Source organism: Nocardioides luteus, from assembly GCF_015752315.1.
Taxonomy (GTDB): domain Bacteria; phylum Actinomycetota; class Actinomycetes; order Propionibacteriales; family Nocardioidaceae; genus Nocardioides.
In genome coordinates this window covers 5,192,555-5,211,883 of sequence record NZ_JADOVJ010000001.1, presented here as the reverse complement: position 1 = coordinate 5,211,883, position 19,329 = coordinate 5,192,555, and the positions used below count along the sequence as shown (strand labels likewise).

15 protein-coding genes are annotated in these 19,329 nt (G+C 70.4%); 6 read left to right on the top strand and 9 right to left on the bottom strand.

The window, feature by feature from the left end; all coding sequences use genetic code 11:
- Positions 1–43 precede the first annotated feature (43 nt).
- A complete protein-coding gene (locus HD557_RS24970) occupies positions 44–1,039 on the top strand; it encodes a MerR family transcriptional regulator (protein WP_196875849.1) in 996 nt (331 codons plus the stop codon).
- A gap of 38 nt (positions 1,040–1,077) precedes the next feature.
- On the opposite strand, the gene HD557_RS24965 is transcribed toward HD557_RS24970, so the two are convergent.
- The 5 genes from HD557_RS24965 to HD557_RS24945 all read right to left on the bottom strand — a co-directional run bounded on the left by HD557_RS24965 (position 1,078) and on the right by HD557_RS24945 (position 6,102).
- On the bottom strand, positions 1,078–2,172 hold the full coding sequence (locus tag HD557_RS24965; protein ID WP_196875848.1) for a hypothetical protein: 1,095 nt from the start codon (positions 2,170–2,172) through the stop codon (positions 1,078–1,080).
- 133 nt (positions 2,173–2,305) lie between these two features.
- On the bottom strand, positions 2,306–3,646 hold the full coding sequence (locus HD557_RS24960) for a hypothetical protein (protein ID WP_196875847.1): 1,341 nt from the start codon (positions 3,644–3,646) through the stop codon (positions 2,306–2,308).
- Positions 3,643–4,524 carry a hypothetical protein gene (locus HD557_RS24955; protein WP_196875846.1) on the bottom strand — a complete coding sequence of 294 codons (882 nt, stop codon included), beginning with the start codon at positions 4,522–4,524 and terminating at the stop codon, positions 3,643–3,645. Before HD557_RS24955 ends, HD557_RS24960 begins: the two co-directional genes overlap by 4 nt.
- Positions 4,521–4,883, bottom strand: a complete 363-nt coding sequence (locus tag HD557_RS24950; RefSeq protein ID WP_008356146.1) for a hypothetical protein — start codon at positions 4,881–4,883, stop codon at positions 4,521–4,523. The genes HD557_RS24955 and HD557_RS24950 overlap by 4 nt, the downstream gene beginning before the upstream one ends.
- Before the next feature lie 94 nt (positions 4,884–4,977).
- Positions 4,978–6,102, bottom strand: a complete 1,125-nt coding sequence (locus HD557_RS24945) for an aminotransferase class I/II-fold pyridoxal phosphate-dependent enzyme (protein WP_231380447.1) — start codon at positions 6,100–6,102, stop codon at positions 4,978–4,980.
- Between the two features lie 262 nt (positions 6,103–6,364).
- Between HD557_RS24945 and HD557_RS24940 the strand changes: the two genes are divergently transcribed.
- Positions 6,365–7,855, top strand: coding sequence for a potassium/proton antiporter (locus HD557_RS24940; RefSeq protein ID WP_040754684.1), 1,491 nt, complete (start codon positions 6,365–6,367; stop codon positions 7,853–7,855).
- 3 nt (positions 7,856–7,858) lie between these two features.
- Here HD557_RS24940 and HD557_RS24935 read toward each other — a convergent pair whose 3' ends face one another.
- The gene (locus HD557_RS24935) at positions 7,859–8,374 is read right to left on the bottom strand and encodes a LytR C-terminal domain-containing protein (protein ID WP_008356152.1); all 516 of its coding nucleotides are present in this window, start codon (positions 8,372–8,374) and stop codon (positions 7,859–7,861) included.
- A gap of 27 nt (positions 8,375–8,401) precedes the next feature.
- Positions 8,402–8,695, bottom strand: coding sequence for a type II toxin-antitoxin system VapB family antitoxin (locus tag HD557_RS24930; RefSeq protein ID WP_008356154.1), 294 nt, complete (start codon positions 8,693–8,695; stop codon positions 8,402–8,404).
- 50 nt (positions 8,696–8,745) lie between these two features.
- Here HD557_RS24930 and HD557_RS24925 point away from each other — a divergent pair, with 50 nt between their 5' ends.
- The gene (locus HD557_RS24925) at positions 8,746–10,308 is read left to right on the top strand and encodes a helicase HerA-like domain-containing protein (protein WP_196875845.1); all 1,563 of its coding nucleotides are present in this window, start codon (positions 8,746–8,748) and stop codon (positions 10,306–10,308) included.
- Between the two features lie 54 nt (positions 10,309–10,362).
- A complete protein-coding gene (locus HD557_RS24920) occupies positions 10,363–11,856 on the top strand; it encodes an amidohydrolase (protein WP_196875844.1) in 1,494 nt (497 codons plus the stop codon).
- Between the two features lie 86 nt (positions 11,857–11,942).
- On the opposite strand, the gene HD557_RS24915 is transcribed toward HD557_RS24920, so the two are convergent.
- Both HD557_RS24915 and HD557_RS24910 read right to left on the bottom strand, forming a co-directional pair.
- Complete coding sequence (locus tag HD557_RS24915; protein WP_008356160.1) at positions 11,943–12,113, bottom strand: hypothetical protein; 171 nt, start codon at positions 12,111–12,113, stop codon at positions 11,943–11,945.
- A gap of 193 nt (positions 12,114–12,306) precedes the next feature.
- On the bottom strand, positions 12,307–13,191 hold the full coding sequence (locus tag HD557_RS24910; protein ID WP_196875843.1) for a spermidine synthase: 885 nt from the start codon (positions 13,189–13,191) through the stop codon (positions 12,307–12,309).
- 113 nt (positions 13,192–13,304) lie between these two features.
- On the opposite strand from HD557_RS24910, the gene HD557_RS24905 reads away from it, so the two are divergent.
- Positions 13,305–14,672, top strand: a complete 1,368-nt coding sequence (locus HD557_RS24905) for an RDD family protein (RefSeq protein ID WP_196875842.1) — start codon at positions 13,305–13,307, stop codon at positions 14,670–14,672.
- Between the two features lie 64 nt (positions 14,673–14,736).
- Positions 14,737–19,242, top strand: coding sequence for an FtsK/SpoIIIE domain-containing protein (locus HD557_RS24900; RefSeq protein ID WP_196875841.1), 4,506 nt, complete (start codon positions 14,737–14,739; stop codon positions 19,240–19,242).
- Positions 19,243–19,329 lie beyond the last annotated feature (87 nt).

Below are 19,329 nucleotides of genomic sequence, written 5' to 3'. Positions count from 1 at the left end.
AATCTGCTGACACCGGTGACCTTCACCGGGGAGGATGGTGAGCATGAGCGGCCTGAAGGGGCTTGTGAACATCGGCGACTTCGCCCGGGCGACCGGGCTGACGCCGAAGGCACTGAGGTTGTACGACGACCTGGGTCTGCTGCCGCCTGCGGAGGTGGATCCCCACTCGGGCTACCGTCGCTACACGTCTGACCAGGTAGGACTCGCCCGGCTGGTGGCAACGCTGCGCCTGGTCGGGATGCCGCTGGCCCGGATCCGGGAGATCCTCGACATGCCGGCCGCCGCCGCGGCGGCGGAGGTCGAGAGGTACTGGCGGCAAGTCGAGGCCGACACAGCCACGCGTCGCACCATGGTCTCCATCCTCGTCCACGCGATGAGGAACGAGGCACGACCGATGACAACCACCACCGAAAGACTGCACGCGGAGTTCGGCGTCAGCCACGAGCAGGGTGGCCGCGCCACCCAGCAGGACGCCATCCTGGTGACCCCCGAGCTGATCGCCGTCGCCGACGGTTTCGGGGATCGTGATGACCTCGCGGGGGCGGTCCTGACCGCGTACGCCGCGGGCGGGCTGACCTCGGCGATCCAGGAGGTCTTCGCCGAGGTGCCGAAGTCGGGCACCACCCTGACCGCGATCGACCTGCACGGCTCGGTCGCGCGGATCACCCACATCGGCGACGCGAGGGTCTACCTCGTACGCGACGGGGACGTACGTCAGGTCACCCATGACCACACCGTGGTCGCCGCCATGGTCGAGGCGGGCCAGCTGACCCTCGACGAGGCCCGCTCCCACGAGCACCGGGCACTGCTCAACCGCGCCCTCGTGCCCGGGGTCGTCGCCGACGAGATCACGCTCGACCTGCTGCCCGGCGACCGACTCGTGCTGAGCACCGACGGCGTCCACTCCTACGTGGACGACTTGGCCGCGCTGATCACCGCCGAGGCCGGTCCGCAGGAGATCGCCGACGCGGTCGCCGCGGCTGTGGTCGCCGCAGGGGAGCCGGACAACCACACCATCGTGGTTGCCGATCTGGCCTGACTTCGCAGGGATACCCGGTCAACCGGGTATCCCTGCGGCTAGCCGCGCCTCCGCCACCAACGCCGCCGCGCGGTGGCCACGGGTTCATCTCCCAGCTCGGCGGCAGCGGCGGCGAACGAGTCGCGCAGGGAGGGGTAGACGAGCTCGATCTCGGGGTGCTCCGCGAGGGTCTGGGCGATGCGGCGGGTGAGCCGCTTGCCGACGCCGGCGATGTGGCGTACGACGGCGTCGACCTCGTCGTCGGTGAGCTGTTGCGGGTGGTACGGCTTCTGCGGCTTGGCCCGCAACAGCTCCCGCATGGGCTCGAGGGAGTCGATGTCGTAGCGCAGCGCGAGCGCGTGCAGCTCGTCGTCGGCGGCCTTCCGGAGCCGTTCGTGGTCGGCGGGAGGGATCAGGGTGTAGGTCGTCGGCCCGAGGGGGCAGGACTGGAGGTGGATGTCGAGGCGCTCCTGGAGCTGCGGCCCGAGCGGGAGGACGTTGAGCGCGCGCTTGATCTCGAGAGCGTGCAGCGAGTAGGAGAGGTTGACCTTCCGCAGGGACAGGTCGCCGAGCCCCGCCGTGCCGATCCCGGCCGTGTCGAGCAGGTCGGTGAGCAGGTTGTCGCCGACGAAGAGCTCCGGCAGGTAGGGCCGGAGCACGAGCCGGGAGCGCACCGTCTCGGAGTCGAGCGCGTGGTAGAGGTGCTCGTGCCCCAGCCACCCGCCGTACGCACCCGGCGACGGCTCGAACGGATCGACGTGCGCGAGCCGCTTGACCCGCTGGTTGTAGTCGGACTCGAGGAACGCGAGGGGATCGCGGACGTACAGGACGAACCGCGCCTCCGGTGGCAGCAGCTCGGCGATCCCGGGGAGCTCGGGGAGGAACGCCTCGGAGGAGAGCAGCAGCGTGTGGCAGCCGCTGGCCTCGAACTCCCCGAGCGTCCGGGCGACCTCCCGGGGCGAGGCCACGAAGAGATGCCCGGAGCGCTCCATGAGCGACCCGGCGTTGCCGGCGCTGATGCCGTTGGTGTCGACGCTGTGCTGGGGGTAGAAGATGCCGGCCCGCGCGAGCTCGTCCGCATGGGTGCTGAAGAAAGCCTGGACCGCGGAGGTGCCCGTTTTGGGGAGGCCGGCGTGGATGACGATGGACTTCACAGGGACCGATCCGGTAGGCGTCAGAGTGCCCGCCGCAATCGACCAGCCGGTGACGGTCGCCGGTTGGCCAGGGATGGTGCAGGGGGCGAACTACACCGTATCGATTCAGATCCCCGAGGCAACCCCGCGGCGGCTAACCGAGATATCCCAGACCGCGGATCCGCCCGATCTCCTCGCGCAGCTCGTCGTGGCTGGCGTTGTCGGCCGCCCGGCCGCCCGCGATGTAGTGGCTCTCCTCCGCGGCGGTGCCGTCGTAGACGACCGTGAACCGGTGTCCGACACCCGCGTTGATGAGCCCGCCGAGAAGCGCGACCGGGTCGGAGCGGTCCTCCAGCGACAGCACCCGGGTGGACTCCGGGACCCTCGGCGCTGCCGCGCCCGGAGCACCGACGGTGACCACCTGGTCCACGACGTACGCAGCCCCGGCTGACGCCGCGATCGCGGCCGCCGCGGTTCCCCCTGCCGCTGCGCCGACGAGCATCACGTGCGAGCCAGCCTCGACCGTCTTCTCGATGGTCCGCGACGCGGTGGCGATGTAGTCGGAGAGGTCGCCGGAGACGAGCCGCAGCCGTCGGCTGCCGGCGTACGGACCCGGGAGGTAGGCGATGTAGCGACCGGGTGCCGTCTGCTGGACCGCGACACCGGACTCGGTGGCCTCGAGGGTGCGGATCAGCTCCTCGATGGTCGCCGGGGTGCCTGCGGTGACATCGCCGACCTTTGTCTCCTCGGCGGTGGTGGCCAGCGCCCCACCGACGTCGCGCAGCGCGTGACCGGCGTCGGTCGTGAACGCGTCGATGCCAGCGGCGCGCCGGGCGCCCGCGGTGGCAGCCGCGGCGTCGTCGCCGCGCGGGAAGTCGGCGGTGAGCAGCGAGCGCAGCTCGAGCGACTCGAGCAGCCCGCCGCCGGTGGCGATGTGGTCCATCAGCTCGGGGTGGCCCTGGGCGAGCTCGCCGAGGTAGGCGGTGACGCCCTCACGGTCCAGCGCGTCGGTCTCGATGAGTCCGGCGGACAGCAGCGACCCGCCGAGCTCGACCTCGGGTGCGAGGTAGTCGAGCGCGTTGGCCGCGATCGCGCCCAACGAGCGGCGGGCCGCTGCCTGGAGCTCGTCGATCCAGCGATAGGTCTGCACCGTCGCGCGCACCGAGACGGCGTCGGCGTCGAGCGCCTGCCCGAGGCCGAGGACACCACCCTTCTCGGAGACGGCGGCACGGATCTCGTCCTCGGCCGGCTCCCAGGTCTTCGCGGAGAGCTCGGCCGAGTCGGTGACGTCGTCGTCGGCAAGGATCTCCGCACCGAGCTCGGCCCACTCGCGCAGCTGCGCGCCGGCGTCGCCGATCGAGCTCGCCAGACCGAGGATCTGCGCGTACTTGTCCTCCGGCCCCGCCGGCGGCGGTGCCGGGTCGGCGGCGCCGCCCGGGACCGGGCCCAGGCGGTCGACCGGAGCGTTGGCTGCGTTGTTTCCGGCCTCGTTCATCGGGCCACCTCCGCGAGAACAGGGGCAAGGTCTGCGGCGAGCTCGGACGGCTCGACGCTGGTGATCAGCAGCGTCAGCTCACCGTCGAGCGACACCGTACGCATCGAACGCCAACCGTCGTTGACCAGCGTCCAGGAGACGGTGCCGATCAGCGGGTGCTCCGGGTCGGCGGTCGTCGCCACGACCGCGCGCAGCCGGCCGTGGGTCTCGGTGGACAGGGCCTCGAGGGCGGCCGAGACGACGACGTCGCCCCCGGTCAGCACGGGCACCAGGTCGCCGCGCCCGGTGCGCAGCGCCTCGAAGACGGCATCGGCCGTCGCGAACGGGACCTCGAGCTTGTCGGGCACCGCGGAGGTCAGCCGGGCGGTGTCGCCCGGCAGCGTGGCGGTGCGGCCGAGCTCGGCCACCCAGGCCGCGGAGGGATACCAGGACAGCTCGAAGACGAGCCCGTCCACGGTGGCGAGCGAGGCGGCTGCGTCGCCCTTCTGCCGGTGCCAGGCACGGCCGTGCAGACCGTCGACGACGACGTCGAGGTCGATGACCACCTCGGGGGTCGCCAGGAGCCCGAGGGCACCGGCGATCCCGGAGTCGAGGGTGCCGTCGGCGTCGAGGAGGTCGCGTCGCTGCAGCGAGGTGCTGCCCTCGCCGAAGCCGGCGAGCGCGCGGTCCAGGGCCTCGGCCTCGGCCGCCGAGCGCGTACGCCCTAGCCGGGCGTCGAGCCCCTCCTCGCGGTGCGTCGCGACCTCGAAGGGGAGCGGCGCCCCGATGGTCTCGCAGGCGTGGGTGAGCTCGGGAAGGGTCAGGCCGACCCGCCGGGGCACGCCTGCCCACGGCTCGGTCGGTGCCGCCGGAGCGGGTCCCAGGTCGATCGTGGTCATCGAACGGTGACCTCCAGCCAGTCCTTGTGGCCCGGCTCAGGGGCCTCGAATCCGTTGAGCTTGCCGTCGGTGATCAGCGTCTCCGCGCGCGTCTCGGCCTCGGCGATCTGTTCCTTGAGCAGGTCGACCTGCTTGAGGTGCTTGGCCAGGCTGTCGGCCGCCCGATCGTGCTGCTCGGCGGCGATGCGCAGCGCGGTGGCACGCTCCTTCATCCGCCCGCGGAGGGACTCGGCCGCACGACCGTGCCACGGCACGGCCTCGGCCTGGCTCACCAGCTTGTCGGCACTCGCGCGGATGTCGTCCGCCTGCTCACGCAGACGGTTCACCCGACGGCGGATCACGTCGCTGTCGCCGTACATATCCCTCCTCAGACAGTTCTCTGAGATGGTCCTACCCCGCTGTGCGAGTTCTAAACGTAAAATCCTGAACTTTCTCAAAACCGCCCGCGACGCCCTAGCGAAGGACGGTGGAGAGGCGGTCGAGGCCCTGCTCGATCTCGGCGGCGGAGCCGGCGAAGGAGAGACGTACGAAGCGATGGCCGTCGACGGGATCGAAGTCGATCCCCGGGGCCATCGCGACACCGGTGCGGTCGAGGACCTGATGGCACCAGGCCATGGTGTCGTCGGTCCAGCGGCTGACGTCGGCGTAGACGTAGAACGCGCCGTCGGCGGGGGCCATCTCGGTGACCCCGAGGGAGCGCAGGCCGTCGAGGAGCACGCTGCGGTTGGTCGCGTAGCGGGTTACGTGGCTGTCGAGCTCGGCGTAGGCGTCCGGGGTGAACGCGGCCACGGCGGCGTGCTGGGCGAGCGCCGGCGGGCAGATGGTGAAGTTGCCGACCAGGACGTCGATCGCGCGCCGTAGATGGGCCGGGGCGAGCAGCCAGCCGATGCGCCAGCCGGTCATCGAGAAGTACTTGGAGAACGAGCCGAACACGACGGCGTCGCGCGAGGTCTCCCAGGCGCTGCGGCCACGGCTGCCGTCCCCACCGTAGGTCAGCCCGTGGTAGATCTCGTCGGAGATCAGCTGGATCCCGGCCTCCTCGCAGCAGCGTGCCAGCCCGGCCAGCTCCTCGGGGCGCAGCATCGTGCCGGTCGGGTTGGCCGGGCTGGCCACGACCAGGCCCTTCAGCCCGACGCGCTCGTGCAGCTCCTGCACCTGCTCGACGGTCGGCTGGAACCGCTCGGCCGCACCCGTCGGGATCTCCACGACCTCGCACCCGAGGGCCGCGAGCACGTTGCGGTAGCAGGGGTAGGACGGCCGGGCCATCGCCACCTTGTCGCCGACGTCGAACGCGGCCAGGAAGCTGGCCAGGAACCCGCCGCTGGCGCCGGTCGTGACGATCACGTCCTCCGGGGAGACCTCGATTCCGTGCCAGGCCCGGTGATGCCCCGCGATCGCCTGGCGCAGCTCCAGGATGCCGGTCGCCGGCGTATAGCCCAGCGGGTCACCGCTCTGCAGCAGCCGCACCGCCTCGGCGGTGACCGCCTGGGGTGCTCCGGTGGACGGCTGCCCCGAGGTGAGCGAGATGAGGTCGGCGTACGTCCGCTGCCTCTGCGCCGCGCGCTCGAGCATGTCCATCACGTGAAAAGGAGGCACGTTCGCGCGTTGGGCAACAGTCAGGCGGTCCATAGGGGCAAACATTAGGGCGTGGCTGAGAATGGCCCGGATGGCATGCGTCGTCAGGGTGCGTGCTGGCCAAGGCGCCGCTCCGAAGGCATACCGGGGTCTTTCGAGGAGCGGCAACGCCGGCCAGCGCGTGCCATGGCGGCGCATGCCGCCGGGCAATTCTCGGACACGCCCTAAGATGCAGTTCCAGAGGTCGGAGGGGGGCCCGACGCAGATGAGCTTCGATGTCCATCAGCTCGACATGTTCGTGCTGATCGGCTCCCTGGTCACGCTCCTGGCGATCCTGGCGGTGCGGGTCTCGACGAAGGCGGGCCTGCCGTCGCTGCTGATCTACCTGCTGATGGGGGTCCTGCTCGGGGAGTCGGTGCTCGGGATCCGCTTCGACGACGCTGCGGTGGCGCACGCGATCGGCTTCGGCGCGCTGGCGCTGATTCTGGCCGAAGGTGGTCTGACGACCTCGTGGAAGGACGTACGTCCCTCCTTCGGTCTCGGCCTGATGCTGGCCACGGTCGGGGTGGTGGTCTCGATCGGGATCGTCGCCGTGGGGGCGCACTACCTGCTCGGGCTCTCCTGGCAGCTGGCGTTCCTGCTGGGGGCGGTGACGTCGCCGACCGACGCGGCCGCGGTGTTCTCGGTGCTGCGGGTCGTGCCGCTGCCCAAGCGGCTGACCGGTGTGCTCGAGTCCGAGTCGGGGCTCAACGACGCCCCGACCGTGGTGATCGTGACGCTGATCGCCAGCGGTGCGATCGGGGAGAACCATCCGGTCGTCGTGGCCGGGATCGTGATCGGCGAGCTGCTGCTGGGCATCGTGATCGGCCTGCTCGTCGGCTTCGGTGGTGCGTGGCTGATGCGCAGGGCCGCGCTGCCCTCCGCCGGTCTCTACCCGCTGGCCGTGCTGACGCTGGCGTTCCTCGCCTACGGCGGGTCGTCCTGGCTGCACGGATCCGGGTTCGCGGCGATCTACGTGGCCGCGCTCGTGCTCGGCAACACCGATCTGCCCCACCGCGGCGCCACCAGGTCCTTCGCCGAGGGCGTGGCCTGGCTGGCGCAGATCGGGCTCTTCGTGATGCTCGGGCTGCTGCTCTCCCCGGGACGTATCGACCTCCAGACCATCGGCCTCGCGCTCGCCGCCGGGCTGATCCTGACGTTCCTCGCCCGGCCCGCGTCCGTGCTGGTCAGCACGCTGGTCTCCCGGATGTCGTGGCGCGAGACGGTGTTCGTCTCCTGGGCCGGGCTGCGAGGGGCGGTGCCGGTCGTGCTGACGACGATCCCCCTGGCCGAGGGCGTCGACGGTGCCGAGGAGCTCTTCGACCTGGTCTTCGTGATGGTCGTCGTCTACACGCTGCTGACCGGGCCGACGCTGCCCTGGGTCGCGCGGGTGCTCGCCGTCGCCCGGCCCGACGACCCCCGATCGCTCGATCTCGACGTCGCGCCGCTGGAGCAGATCGCGGCCGACCTGATCCAGCTCCGGATCCCGCGCGAGTCGCGCCTCCACGGTGTCGAGGTCGGCGAGCTCCGGCTGCCCTCGGGGTCGTCGGTGTCGCTGCTGATCCGCGGCGGACAGACCCTGGTGCCGGAGAGCACCACGGTGCTCCGTGCCCGCGACGTGGTCCTCGTCGTCGTGCCCCGCCACCAGCGTGAGCAGGCCGAGCGGCGCCTCGAGCTGGTCAGCCGGAAGGGCCGCCTCGCCGGCTGGCTGCGCTGAGGGTTACTCGACCGGAGGACTGCAGATCGTGGCGTCCGCCTTGGCGGTGACCGTCTTGTCGCCGCCGGTGACCTCCGGGAAGTTCTCGCCGGTGACGACCACGATGCCGGGGACGTCGTACTTCTTCTCGACGATCTTCGCGTCGCCGAGCCAGCTCGCGACCAGCGCGGCGGAGGGCGCGTCCTTGTCGGGCGTCCACACCTCGACGGTCTTCAGCCGGGTGCCGCTGGGCGCGTTGCCGGTCCGACCCTTGACGAAGCCCTCGTCGACGAGGTCCGTCATCGCCCGGGTGGCGAGCCCGGCCCGCGTGCTCGCGTTGAGCACGGTCACGACCACCTGCGAGGGGTAGACCTCCGAGCCCTTCTTGACCGACGTGTCCACGCACGGCCCGACGTCCACCTTCTGCGGGAAGGGTGCGGTCATCGCCTTCCATCCCCAGGCACCGGCCAGAGCGACCGCAGCCGCGAGGACGGCGAGGATGATGAACGTACGAAGTCCCGTGAGGGCCGAGTCGAGCATGACGCCGAGCCTAACCGCTCAGCATCTCTAGCCGAGCGTGTGCACGCGGGCGTGGAGCACGTTGCGCTGCTGGAGCGCCGCGCGGAGCGCCCGGTGGAGCCCGTCCTCGAGGTAGAGCTCGCCGTTCCACTCCACGACATGGGCGAAGAGGTCGCCGAAGAACGTCGAGTCCTCGTTGAGCAGAGCCACCAGCTGGAGGGTGTCCTTGGTGGTCACCAGCTCGTCGAGGCGGACCGTCCGAGGAGGCAGCGCGGCCCACCCCTTGGTCGTCAGACCATGGTCAGGGTAGGGGCGAGAATCGCCGACACGCTTGAAGATCACCCTCGTGACTGTATCGCCCCGCAACCAAATACCAACATAGAGTCCTCGTCATGACGGATGCTGCTGCTCTCTCAGAAGCGGTCGGGCCCGGCTACCAATTCGAGGGCTCGGCCCTCGAGCTCGGGGGGCTGATGGCGGACGCTGAGACGTTGACGGAGACGCCGATCCGCATTCCTTTGGGGATGCTGAACAGGCATGGCCTGGTCGCCGGTGCGACCGGCACGGGAAAGACGAAGACCCTCCAGCTGCTGGCCGAGCAGCTCTCCGCGGCCGGGGTCCCGGTGTTCGCCGCCGACATCAAGGGCGACCTCTCCGGTCTGTCCGCCCCGGGCGAGTCGAGCGAGAAGCTGACCGCGCGGGCGGCCTCCGTCGGGCAGACCTGGCAGGCGCGCGGGTTCCCGGTCGAATACTTCGCGCTCGGCGGCGAGGGCACCGGCATCCCGGTCCGGGTCACGGTCGACGCCTTCGGCCCGACGCTCCTCTCCAAGGTGCTGGGCCTCAACGAGACCCAGGAGTCCTCGCTCGGGCTCGTCTTCCACTACGCCGAGAAGGAGGGTCTCAAGCTCGTCGGGCTCGACGACCTGCGGGCGGTGCTGCAGTGGCTGGTCTCCGACGAGGGCAAGGTCGATCTCAAGGATCTGGGTGGCCTCTCCTCCGCCACGACCGGGGTGATCCTGCGTACGCTCATCGCCTTCGCCGACCAGGGTGCGGACGAGTTCTTCGGTGAGCCGGCCTTCGCCGTCACGGATTTCGTACGCAACGACGGCGAGGCCGGGATCATCTCGCTGCTCGAGCTGCCCAACCTGCAGGACCGGCCGGCGATCTTCTCGACTTTCCTGATGTGGCTGCTCGCCGAGCTCTTCCGGGCGCTTCCCGAGGTCGGCGACGCCGACAAGCCGAAGCTCGTCTTCTTCTTCGACGAGGCCCACCTGCTCTTCAACGACGCCTCCGACGCGTTCCTCGACCAGATCACCAACACGGTCCGGCTGATCCGGTCCAAGGGAGTCGGCGTCTTCTTCGTGACCCAGAAGCCGACCGACGTCCCCGAGGACGTGCTCGGTCAGCTCGGCTCACGCATCCAGCACCAGCTGCGGGTCGCGACGCCCAACGACGCCAAGGCGCTCAAGGCCAGCGTCAACACCTATCCGACCTCCTCCTACGACGACCTCGGCGCGGTCATCCAGACGCTCGGCATCGGTGAGGCGATCGTGACCGTCATGAACGAGCGCGGCGCGCCGACGCCGGTCGCCTGGACCCGGCTGCGGGCACCCGAGTCGCTCATGGGTCCGGCGGAGGCCGCGGCGATGACGGCAGCCGTGGCGGGCTCACCGCTCGCGGCGAAGTACTCCACGGCCGTCGAGGTCGAGTCCGCCGTCGATCAGCTCAAGACGAAGACGGACGCCGCGGCGGCCGCGCGGGCGGCCGAGGCCGAGGCGAAGGCGGCCAAGAAGGCTGCCCAGAAGACCGCCCCGAAGAAGTCCTCGGGATCGCGCTCGCGGTCGCGGGACGACGACGACTCGATGATCGAGACGGTGGTGAAGTCGACCGCGTTCAAGCAGGCCGCGCGCACCGCCGCGAGGGAGCTCGTCAGGGGACTCTTCAAGCGCCGCTGAGCCACCTCGATATCTGATTGGCCCGGGCATGGGCAGACTCCTTATCGTCTGCTCATGCCCGACCTTCTCCTCCGGAACGTACGCATCGTTCCGCTCTCACCTCGGGCGGACGTGCCCGCCGGGGTGGTTGATGTCCTCGTCACCGACGGTCTCGTGTCGGCGGTCGGAGAAGGCCTGCCCCGGCCCGATGGCGTCGAGGCGTACGACGCGGGCGGCCGCTGGCTGGTGCCGGGACTGTGGGACGCCCACACCCACCTCGGCCAGTGGACGCTGCGGGCCAGCCGGCTGGACCTGCACGGCACCCGTTCGCCCGCCGAGGCACTGGCGCGGGTCGCGGCGGCGGCACGTGAGATCCAGCCGGGTGAGGCGATCGTCGGGATGGGCCACTCTGCCGGCACCTGGGACCGCTGGGGCACCGTCTCCGAGCTCGACTCGGTCACCGGCCCCGTCCCCGCGATCCTGGTCAACCACGACTTCCACCACGCCTGGCTGAACACCGCGGCCCTCGACGCCCTGGAGCTTCCTCGCCGTGAGGACATGGTGCAGGAGACGGAGTGGTACCAGGCCTATCCGCGGGTGGCGGAGCTCTTCGAGACCCGCGGAAGCACTCCGGCGGCCTACCGCCGGATGCTCACCCGCACGGCCGCGCTCGGGGTGGTCGGGATGACCGACTTCGAGGTCGGCGTCCGGCTCGACGACTGGCGGTCACGGTGGTCGTCCGGCTGCGACCTGCTCCGGATCCGGGTCGCGACGTACGCCGACCAGCTCGACGAGGCGATCGCCTCGGGTCTTCGCACCGGCGACCCGCTGATCCCCGGCGAGGACCGGCTCACCATGGGACCGCTGAAGATCATCAGCGACGGCTCGCTGGGCACTCGCACCGCGTGGTGCTGCGACCCCTACGCCGACGACCCGGACAGCTGCGGGGCCCCCAACCAGTCGCCCGAGGAGCTGACCGGGCTGCTGGGGAAGGCCCGCGCGGCCGGCCTGGAGGTGGCCACCCACGCGATCGGCGACCGGGCGGTGTCGGAGGCTCTGGCGGCGTACGCGGCCACGGGTGCGCGCGGGAGCATCGAGCACGCCCAGCTCGTACGTCGCGAGGATCTGCCGCTGATGGCCCGGCTCGGGATCACTGCCTCGGTGCAGCCGGCCCACATCCTCGACGACCGCGAGATGACCGAGGACGTCTGGCCGGGGCGGGAGGAGCGCTGCTTCGCGACCCGCTGGATGCTCGAGGAGGGGGTGCGGATCGCGCTCGGTTCGGACGCCCCGGTCGCGCCCCTCGACCCGTGGCTGGCGATCGCCTCGGCCGTCGGTCGCTCGCGAGACGGCAAGGAGCCGTGGCATCCGGAGCAGGCACTGACCGTCCAGGAGGCGCTGACGGCCTCGGTGGACGGCCAGCCGACGGTCGCTCCCGGATCTCGCGGCGACCTGGCCCTGCTCGACATCGACCCGCTTCGGGCCTCGGTCGGAGACCTGGCCGCGATCGCCCACGGCGGCGTCGTGCTGACCGTGGTCGGCGGGCGGATCGCCCACCGGACGGCCTAGGCGCCCCTCGAGAACTGCGAAGGCCCGGCCGTCGTTGGCCGGGCCTTACGCATCGGGATCGTGGATCCCCCCAAATCAGATGCTGGTCACGCGGACCAGCGGACCGAGTCGTCGACGAAGTCGGCGAACACGTGAACACCACGCAGGTCCTGACGCTCCTCCATGAGCTTGGTCAGGGCGCTGGCGTGGCGGAACTTGAGGCTGCGCTGCTTAGCGGCGCTGCTGGCCTCAGGCTCGATCGCGGTGAGTGTTTCCATCGAGGTCCCCCCTACAACGGATAGATGGTGTGCATCGTGGTTTGTCTTGCGCATCAAGCATCCCGCCCTCAAGTCGCGAGCAGGTTGTTTGAACGTTACAAGCCGGTTTCGGTAAAAGAAATGCCCGTCGATGCCTGTCGCGGTATCTGCCGAGCGATAGGGCCGAATCTCGCTAGACAAAGGGGACGGAAGGTCAGTCGGCGGCGGTTCTGAGCGTGCCGACGGCCCGGCGGGCCTGCTCGAGGAGCCGCAGCGCCGCGCTCGCGTCGGGCAGGTTCGGCTCCGGGGACCAGAGCTGGTCGGCGTCGCGGATCGGGCCGGCCCCGTCGACGATCGGGTCGAGGTCGGTCACCAGCGCGCCCTTCGACGCGTCGCCGGCGAGCGCCGCGCGGATCGCGTCGAAGTCGATCGGGGACGCCGAGGCGATCAGCGTGGCGTTGCCGAACCGCGCTCCCGCCAGCGCGGACCCCTGCACGATCATCGCGACATGCTCGAAGACCGTACGCAGCGTCGCGAGCTCGCGCCGGGTGAAGAGCAGCTCGGGGCCGGCGACGGAGTTCAGCACCAGCCGACCCTCCTCGCTCAGCGCACGGCGAGCCGCGGTCATGCACTCCAGCGAGGTGAACGCCGGCGGGATCCGGTTGCCGACGAAGATGTCGATGACGACGGCATCGTGCTCCGACCCCGGGTGCGCCTCCAGCCACGAGCGTGCGTCGGCCGTCTCCATGGTGATCCCCGCGGGCAGGGGAAACCGCGACGCGGTGAGCTCGACGAGCGCGGGCTCCAGCTCCACGACCGTCTGGGTGGTCGACGGCCACCGGTGGGCGACCGCGCGGGGCAGCGCGAGCAGCGCCCCGCCGAGGTGGGCGGCCGTCCGCGGCGCCCGGTCGCCGAGCGCCGCCAGCATCCACCGGATCGAGGCGAGCTTCGGCGGCTGCCCGGGGTCACCGAGGTGGGACTGCGCCACACCGTTGATCTCGATGACCCAGCCGTCCTCCTTGCGTACGAGATCGGCGGTGCTGCCGTCGGAGAAGACGATGCGCTCGGGGCTCCCGGATGGCCCGGAGGGTGTTGACATACGTCGATCCTGCCAGACACCATCGCGCCCGAGCCGGGAGATTCCGGTAGCCTTCTGGCGTTGTTGGGTCAGCGCCGAAAATACTCGGACATCGGGCGTGAGGAGTTCTTGCGGTGGAGATATGGGAGGTCGCCGAAAATGACGACCGGATCGAAGGTCTCACCGCCGACGGAAAACCGGACCCGGCCTACGCTGCCTCGCTCGGGCTGAAGGACGCGCCCCTGGGCCGTCGGGCGGCCGCCGCGGCCGTCGACATCGTCTGCTACCTGGTCCTCCAGGTGCCGTATCTCGTCTTCACCCTTCCGCTGCTGCTCAAGCTGGCCCAGGGAAAGTTCGGCTTCGCCCGGTTCCTGAGCCACCCCGACATCACGCTGGCCGCGATCGCGGGTGGCGCGACCGTGCTGCTGTCGCTGATCTTCGTCATCGTCCAGATCGTCTTCCACGGCCGCCGCGGCGTCACGCTGGGCAAGTCCATGGCCGGCGTCCGATCGGTCAACGTCAAGACGCTCGAGCGCCCCGGCGTCGGCCGCGCGTTCCTCAGGGCTCTCGTGCTCTGGGGGTCCGGCATCGTCCCGATCGCGCCGATCGTCTTCCTCGCCTCGCCGCTGCTCGACAAGGAGAACCGTGGCCGCGGCTGGCACGACAAGGTCGCCGAGACCTGGATGGTCGACGTCCGCGAAGGTCTCGACCCCTACGACGAGAAGCGGATGCGCATCGCCCGCAAGACGGTCGCGGCCGCGCCCGTCGCGGAGCGGAAGTCGCTGCCCTCGCTCAGCACGCCCAACGACCACGACGCCGGCAGCTACCGTCCCGCGGGGCGGGTCAGCGCCGGCGTGCTCGGGGTGTCCCGTCCGAAGGCGAAGCGCGAGGAGCCCGGTGCCTCCCCAGGTGGTGCGCTCGCGACCCCGCCGTCGGGACCGGTGGCGCCGAAGCCGGTGATGCCGTCGATCCCGCCCTCGCGCGGTGTGGTGCCCAACCAGGGCCAGACCGTGCCCCCGCCGCCCCCGACCCCGACGCCTGCCCCGACTCCGCACCCGACTCCGGCGCCCGCCCCTACGGCGGCGCCGATCCCGACTCCCGCGCCGACCCCGCCCCCGACCCCGACGCCGACTCCGGCTCCGGCGTCCACCACCGGCGCCCACCAGCCCGCGGCACAGTCGCGCGGCATCATGCTCAAGGTCGACTCCGGCGAGCGGATCCCGGTGTCCGGCCTGGTGCTGGTCGGTCGTGACCCCGCCTTGACGGAGAACACGCTCGGGGCGCGTACGGTCTCGATCATCGACGTGTCGGTCTCGAAGACCCACCTCTCGCTGCGGCCCAGCGGTGACGGTGTCGAGGTCACCGACCGCGGCTCGACCAACGGCACCGTGGTGATCCACGAGGGTGCCACCCGCCGGCTGAAGGCCTGGGAGCCGGTGCTGGCCCCCGTCGGCGCGATGATCCGGTTCGGCGACCGCTCCGCCCTGGTGCGACGCGGGTGACCGCGTTCCCGCCCGCACGATCTTTCTGCATGGTCTTTCAGCACGTTGACGAGGGGAACGAAGGATGAAGGTCAAGCTCACTCTGCACCGGCCCGGTGTCGCGCCTGCGGATGTGATCGTCACGGCTGACTCCACTGCCACCGCGGGTGACGTCGCCCGACACATCGCCGACGCCGACCCGGCTCGTTCGATCATCGCGGGTGAGCACGACGTCTTGACGTTGGCGGTCGCTCCGCCGACCGCCGACCGGATGGAGCCGCTCCAGCACGACATCCCCATCGGCGAGGCGCCGATCGGGTCCGGCTTCGCCGCAGCGGTGGTGAACCTCGGCCCGGACGCCGAGGCGACCGGCTCGCGGCGCAAGAGCGTCGGCGTGCTCCGCGCGATCGACGGTCCGGTCCGGGGACAGGCGTTCCCGCTGGTCACCGGCCACGCCTCGATCGGCCGTGGACCTGAGAACGAGATCGTGCTGGCCGACCCGATGGTCTCCAAGCGGCACGCCCGTATCGAGGTGGACCGCTCCGTGGAGCTGGTCGACCTCAACTCCGCCAACGGCGTCGTCGTCGACGGCACCCAGGTCTCCCGCGTACGTCTGGCGCCGGACACGCCCGTCATCATCGGCAGCACCACGCTGGTCATGCAGCTCTCCCAGGACTTCCTCGACACGGTCGAGGACCCGGTCCTCGAGCGCGGTGGCGGCCTGCTCTTCAACCGCAGCCCGCGGGTCGACGTCCGCTACCCGGGCACCGAGCACCCGCCGCCGTGGATGCCCACGGAGATGCAGAAGAAGCTGTTCCCGTGGTTCGTGCTGATCGCGCCGATCATCATGGCGCTCTCCATCTACGCGATGACCGGTCGCGCCCGGGCGCTGCTGCTGGTCGTGATGACGCCGATGATGGCGGTCGGCAACTTCATCAACCAGCACCGCCAGGCCGGCGCGAAGCAGGATCACGAGATCGAGCTCTTCGAGCGGCAGTTCGAGAAGCTGGAAGAGGTCTTCTACCGCAGCAAGCCCGAGGAGGAGCTGGCGCGCAACGAGGAGGTCCCGCCGGTCGCGGAGGTCTTCGAGCAGGCGATGCAGCTCGGTCCGCGCCTGTGGACCAGGCGTCCTGAGCACTGGAACTTCCTGGCCGTACGTCTCGGCACCACCCGCGCGCTCTCGCGCAACTCGATCGCGGAGCGCGACACCCAGAACGGCCTGCCCGAGTTCATCGAGCGGATCGACCGTCTGAAGGAGCGCTACAAGTACGTCGACGACGTACCGCTGCTGGAGTCGCTGCCCGCGGTGGGCTCCGTGGGTGTCGCCGGGCCGGCCGGCCCGGCGGCCGACGCGATGCGCGGGATCGCGGTGCAGCTCTTCGGTCTGCACGCGCCCAACGAGGTCGTCACCGTCGCCTTCGCCGACCCCGACTGGGTCGAGGAGTTCGAGTGGCTCAAGTGGCTGCCGCACACCACCTCCGAGACCAACCGGTTCAAGGACATGCCGCTGGCCGACTCCGCGCCGACGGCCAACGCCCTGCTCAGCGCGCTGGAGGAATACATCATGCGCGCCGGGCGGACCGCGGAGCACCGCGGCCCGTTCCCGGAGAAGTGGAACCCGATGCAGTACGGCACCGACGTCGCTCGGGCCGGCGAGGAGACCAACGCGCGGGTGCAGGTCTCCATCATCGTCTTCGTCACCAACGACGCTCCGGTGGACCGTGCCCGGCTGGTGCAGGTGCTCGAGCGTGGAGCCGATGTCGGCGTGCACGCCGTCTTCATGTCCTCCACCGTCGAGGCGCTGCCGGCGGTCTGCCGCAGCTACCTGGACGTCAGCGAGGGCCTGGAGCGCGCCACCGTCGGACTGGTCCGCAACGGTGACCTCTACGAGGGTGTCACCGTCGAGGGCGTCTCCAACGCCTACATGGACATGTTCGCCAAGCGCCTCGCGCCCGTCGTGGACGCCAGCACCGTGGTCCACGACTCCTCCGACCTCCCGAACTCGGTCAGCTTCCTGTCCTTGGTCGGCAACGAGGTCGCCGAGGACCCGCACTCCGTCGTCGAGCGCTGGGCGCAGAACAACTCCATCATCGACCGGTCCGACCGGCCCCGGCCGCGCTTGAAGAAGGCGGGAAACCTGCGCGCCATCATCGGCCAGGGCGCCTCCGACGCGATGACTCTGGACCTGCGTACACAGGGTCCGCACGCCCTCGTCGGCGGCACCACCGGTGCCGGTAAGTCCGAGTTCCTGCAGGCGTGGGTGCTGGGCATCGCCTCGGCGCACTCGCCCGACCGGGTGACGTTCCTCTTCGTCGACTACAAGGGCGGCTCGGCCTTCGCCGACTGCATCGACCTGCCGCACTGTGTCGGTCTGGTGACCGACCTGAGCCCGCACCTCGTACGCCGCGCGCTGACGAGCCTCAAGGCCGAGCTGCACTACCGCGAGCACCTGTTCAACCGGAAGAAGGCCAAGGATCTCCTCGAGCTGGAGAAGCGCCAGGACCCCGAGTGCCCGCCCGCGTTGGTGCTGGTCATCGATGAGTTCGCCGCTCTGGCCGGCGAGGTCCCGGAGTTCGTCGACGGTGTCGTCGACATCGCCCAGCGAGGCCGCTCGCTCGGCATCCACCTGATCATGGCGACCCAGCGCCCGGCGGGTGTCATCAAGGACAACCTGCGGGCCAACACCAACCTCCGCGTCGCGCTGCGGATGGCCGACGAGACCGATTCCAAGGACGTCGTCGACGACCCGGTGGCGGCATCGTTCCCGCCATCCCTGCCCGGCCGCGGCATCGCGAAGACCGGTCCCGGTCGCCTGACGCCGTTCCAGTCCGCGTACGCCGGTGGTTGGACCCGCGAGGACGAGGTGGTCACCGCTGACGTGAAGGTGGCCGAGCTCAAGTTCGGTTCGATCACCGAGTGGGAGCCGGAGCGTCCGCCGGAGAGCGACTCGCACGACGAGGATCTCGGCCCCAACGACCAGAAGCGGATCGTGGCCACGCTGATCAAGGCCTCGGCCACCGCCGGCCTGATGACCCCGCGGCGTCCGTGGCTCGACGACCTGGCTCCCGTGGTCGACATGCGCGACCTGCCGCTGGAGGGCGATGGTCAGATCCTGCTGGGTCTCGCCGACATCCCGGAGCGTCAGCAGCAGAACGCGGTCTACTTCTCCCCGGACCGGGACGGCTCGCTGCTCATCTTCGGCTCGTCCGGTTCCGGCAAGTCGACGCTGCTCAAGACGATCGCGACCGCCGCTGGTGCCCGTCCGGAGCTCGGCACGGTGCACGTCTACGGTCTCGACTTCGCCTCCGGCGCGCTGGGTGCGATCGAGCGTCTCCCGCACGTCGGCTCGATCATCGACGGCGACGACGCCGAGCGTCTGCAGCGGCTGATGCGTACGCTCGAGCGGGAGATGGACCGCCGCTCCGAGCTGTTCTCCAAGGCTGCGGCCGCGAATCTCACCGAGTACCGCGAGATCGCCGACGCCTCGATGCCGCGCATCCTGCTGCTGATCGACAACTACCCCGAGTTCAAGAAGGAGTGGGAGATCGCCGCCGGTCGCGCGCCGTTCTACCAGTCCTTCATGCGTGTCCTCGGTGAGGGCCGCCCGCTCGGCATCCACGCGGTGATCACCGCCGACCGGTCCGGGTCCGTCCCGACGGCGGTCTTCGCGAACATCCCGCGCCGTGTCGTCATGCGGCTCTCCGACCCCAGCCAGTACGTCCTGGTCGGAGCACCCAAGGACGTACTCAACGAGCAGTCGGTGCCCGGCCGTGCCGTCGTCGACAAGGCCGAGGTCCAGCTGGCCGTGCTCGGCGGCACCACCAACGTGGCCGAGCAGACCAAGGCTCTCGACGAGCTCGTCAGCCAGCTGCGTGCCCAGGGCGTACCTGAGGTCGGGGAGATCGGCGCCCTGCCGACGAAGATCTCCAGCCGGGCCATGCCGGCACAGGTCAACGGACAGCCCGTCTTCGGTATCGCCGACGACACCCTGTCCGCCCGCGGCTTCGACCCGATCGGCTCGTTCATCATCACCGGCCCGCCGCAGTCGGGTAAGACGAACGCCCTCAAGGCGCTCGTCGAGTCCGTGGAGCGCTTCGACCCCGAGGTCAAGCTGTTCCACCTCGGCAGCCGTCGCGCCACCCTCGGCGACTTCCGCCCGTGGGTACGCAGCGCCACCCGCCCCGACGACGAGAAGGCGCTCGTCACCGAGCTCGCCGAGATCGTCGCCGACGAGTCCTTCCCCGGCCGCATCATGATCGTCGCCGAGGACATGACCCACCTGGCCGACGGTCCCGCCGACCGTCCTATGCGCGCCCTGCTGCAGGCCATCAACAACTCCGACCACCTCTTCATCGGCGACGCCGATGTCACTCGAGCCGGCGGCGGCTCGGGCGTCATGGGTGAGTGGAAGGCCGCTCGTCAGGGCATCGTGCTCAAGCCGGACACCTACGACGGCGACACGCTGTTCAAGGTTCCGTTCGGCAAGCTCAAGCGCACCGACTTCCCTGCGGGTCGCGGAATCTTCGTCCAGGCCGGTCGCACGGTGACCATGCAGATGCCTCTGGCGAGCGAATCCGAGGGTTCTGCATGAACCTCTGCACAAATCGCACAACGAAGGTGTTTTTACCCTTCACAGGGGCGAAGACAGTGGCCTACGGTGGCCAGCGGCGTTCGTACG

Excerpts from the sequence above, each read along its gene's own strand:
- HD557_RS24925 (WP_196875845.1), top strand. The coding sequence starts at position 8,746 with ATGACGGATGCTGCTGCTCTCTCAGAAGCGGTCGGGCCCGGCTACCAA.
- HD557_RS24900 (WP_196875841.1), top strand. The coding sequence starts at position 14,737 with ATGAAGGTCAAGCTCACTCTGCACCGGCCCGGTGTCGCGCCTGCGGAT.
- HD557_RS24945 (WP_231380447.1), bottom strand. The coding sequence starts at position 6,102 with ATGGACATGCTCGAGCGCGCGGCGCAGAGGCAGCGGACGTACGCCGAC.
- HD557_RS24960 (WP_196875847.1), bottom strand. The coding sequence starts at position 3,646 with ATGAACGAGGCCGGAAACAACGCAGCCAACGCTCCGGTCGACCGCCTG.
- HD557_RS24970 (WP_196875849.1), top strand. The coding sequence starts at position 44 with ATGAGCGGCCTGAAGGGGCTTGTGAACATCGGCGACTTCGCCCGGGCG.
- HD557_RS24910 (WP_196875843.1), bottom strand. The coding sequence starts at position 13,191 with ATGTCAACACCCTCCGGGCCATCCGGGAGCCCCGAGCGCATCGTCTTC.
- HD557_RS24950 (WP_008356146.1), bottom strand. The coding sequence starts at position 4,883 with ATGTACGGCGACAGCGACGTGATCCGCCGTCGGGTGAACCGTCTGCGT.
- HD557_RS24955 (WP_196875846.1), bottom strand. The coding sequence starts at position 4,524 with ATGACCACGATCGACCTGGGACCCGCTCCGGCGGCACCGACCGAGCCG.
- HD557_RS24935 (WP_008356152.1), bottom strand. The coding sequence starts at position 8,374 with ATGCTCGACTCGGCCCTCACGGGACTTCGTACGTTCATCATCCTCGCC.
- HD557_RS24940 (WP_040754684.1), top strand. The coding sequence starts at position 6,365 with ATGAGCTTCGATGTCCATCAGCTCGACATGTTCGTGCTGATCGGCTCC.
- HD557_RS24915 (WP_008356160.1), bottom strand. The coding sequence starts at position 12,113 with ATGGAAACACTCACCGCGATCGAGCCTGAGGCCAGCAGCGCCGCTAAG.
- HD557_RS24920 (WP_196875844.1), top strand. The coding sequence starts at position 10,363 with ATGCCCGACCTTCTCCTCCGGAACGTACGCATCGTTCCGCTCTCACCT.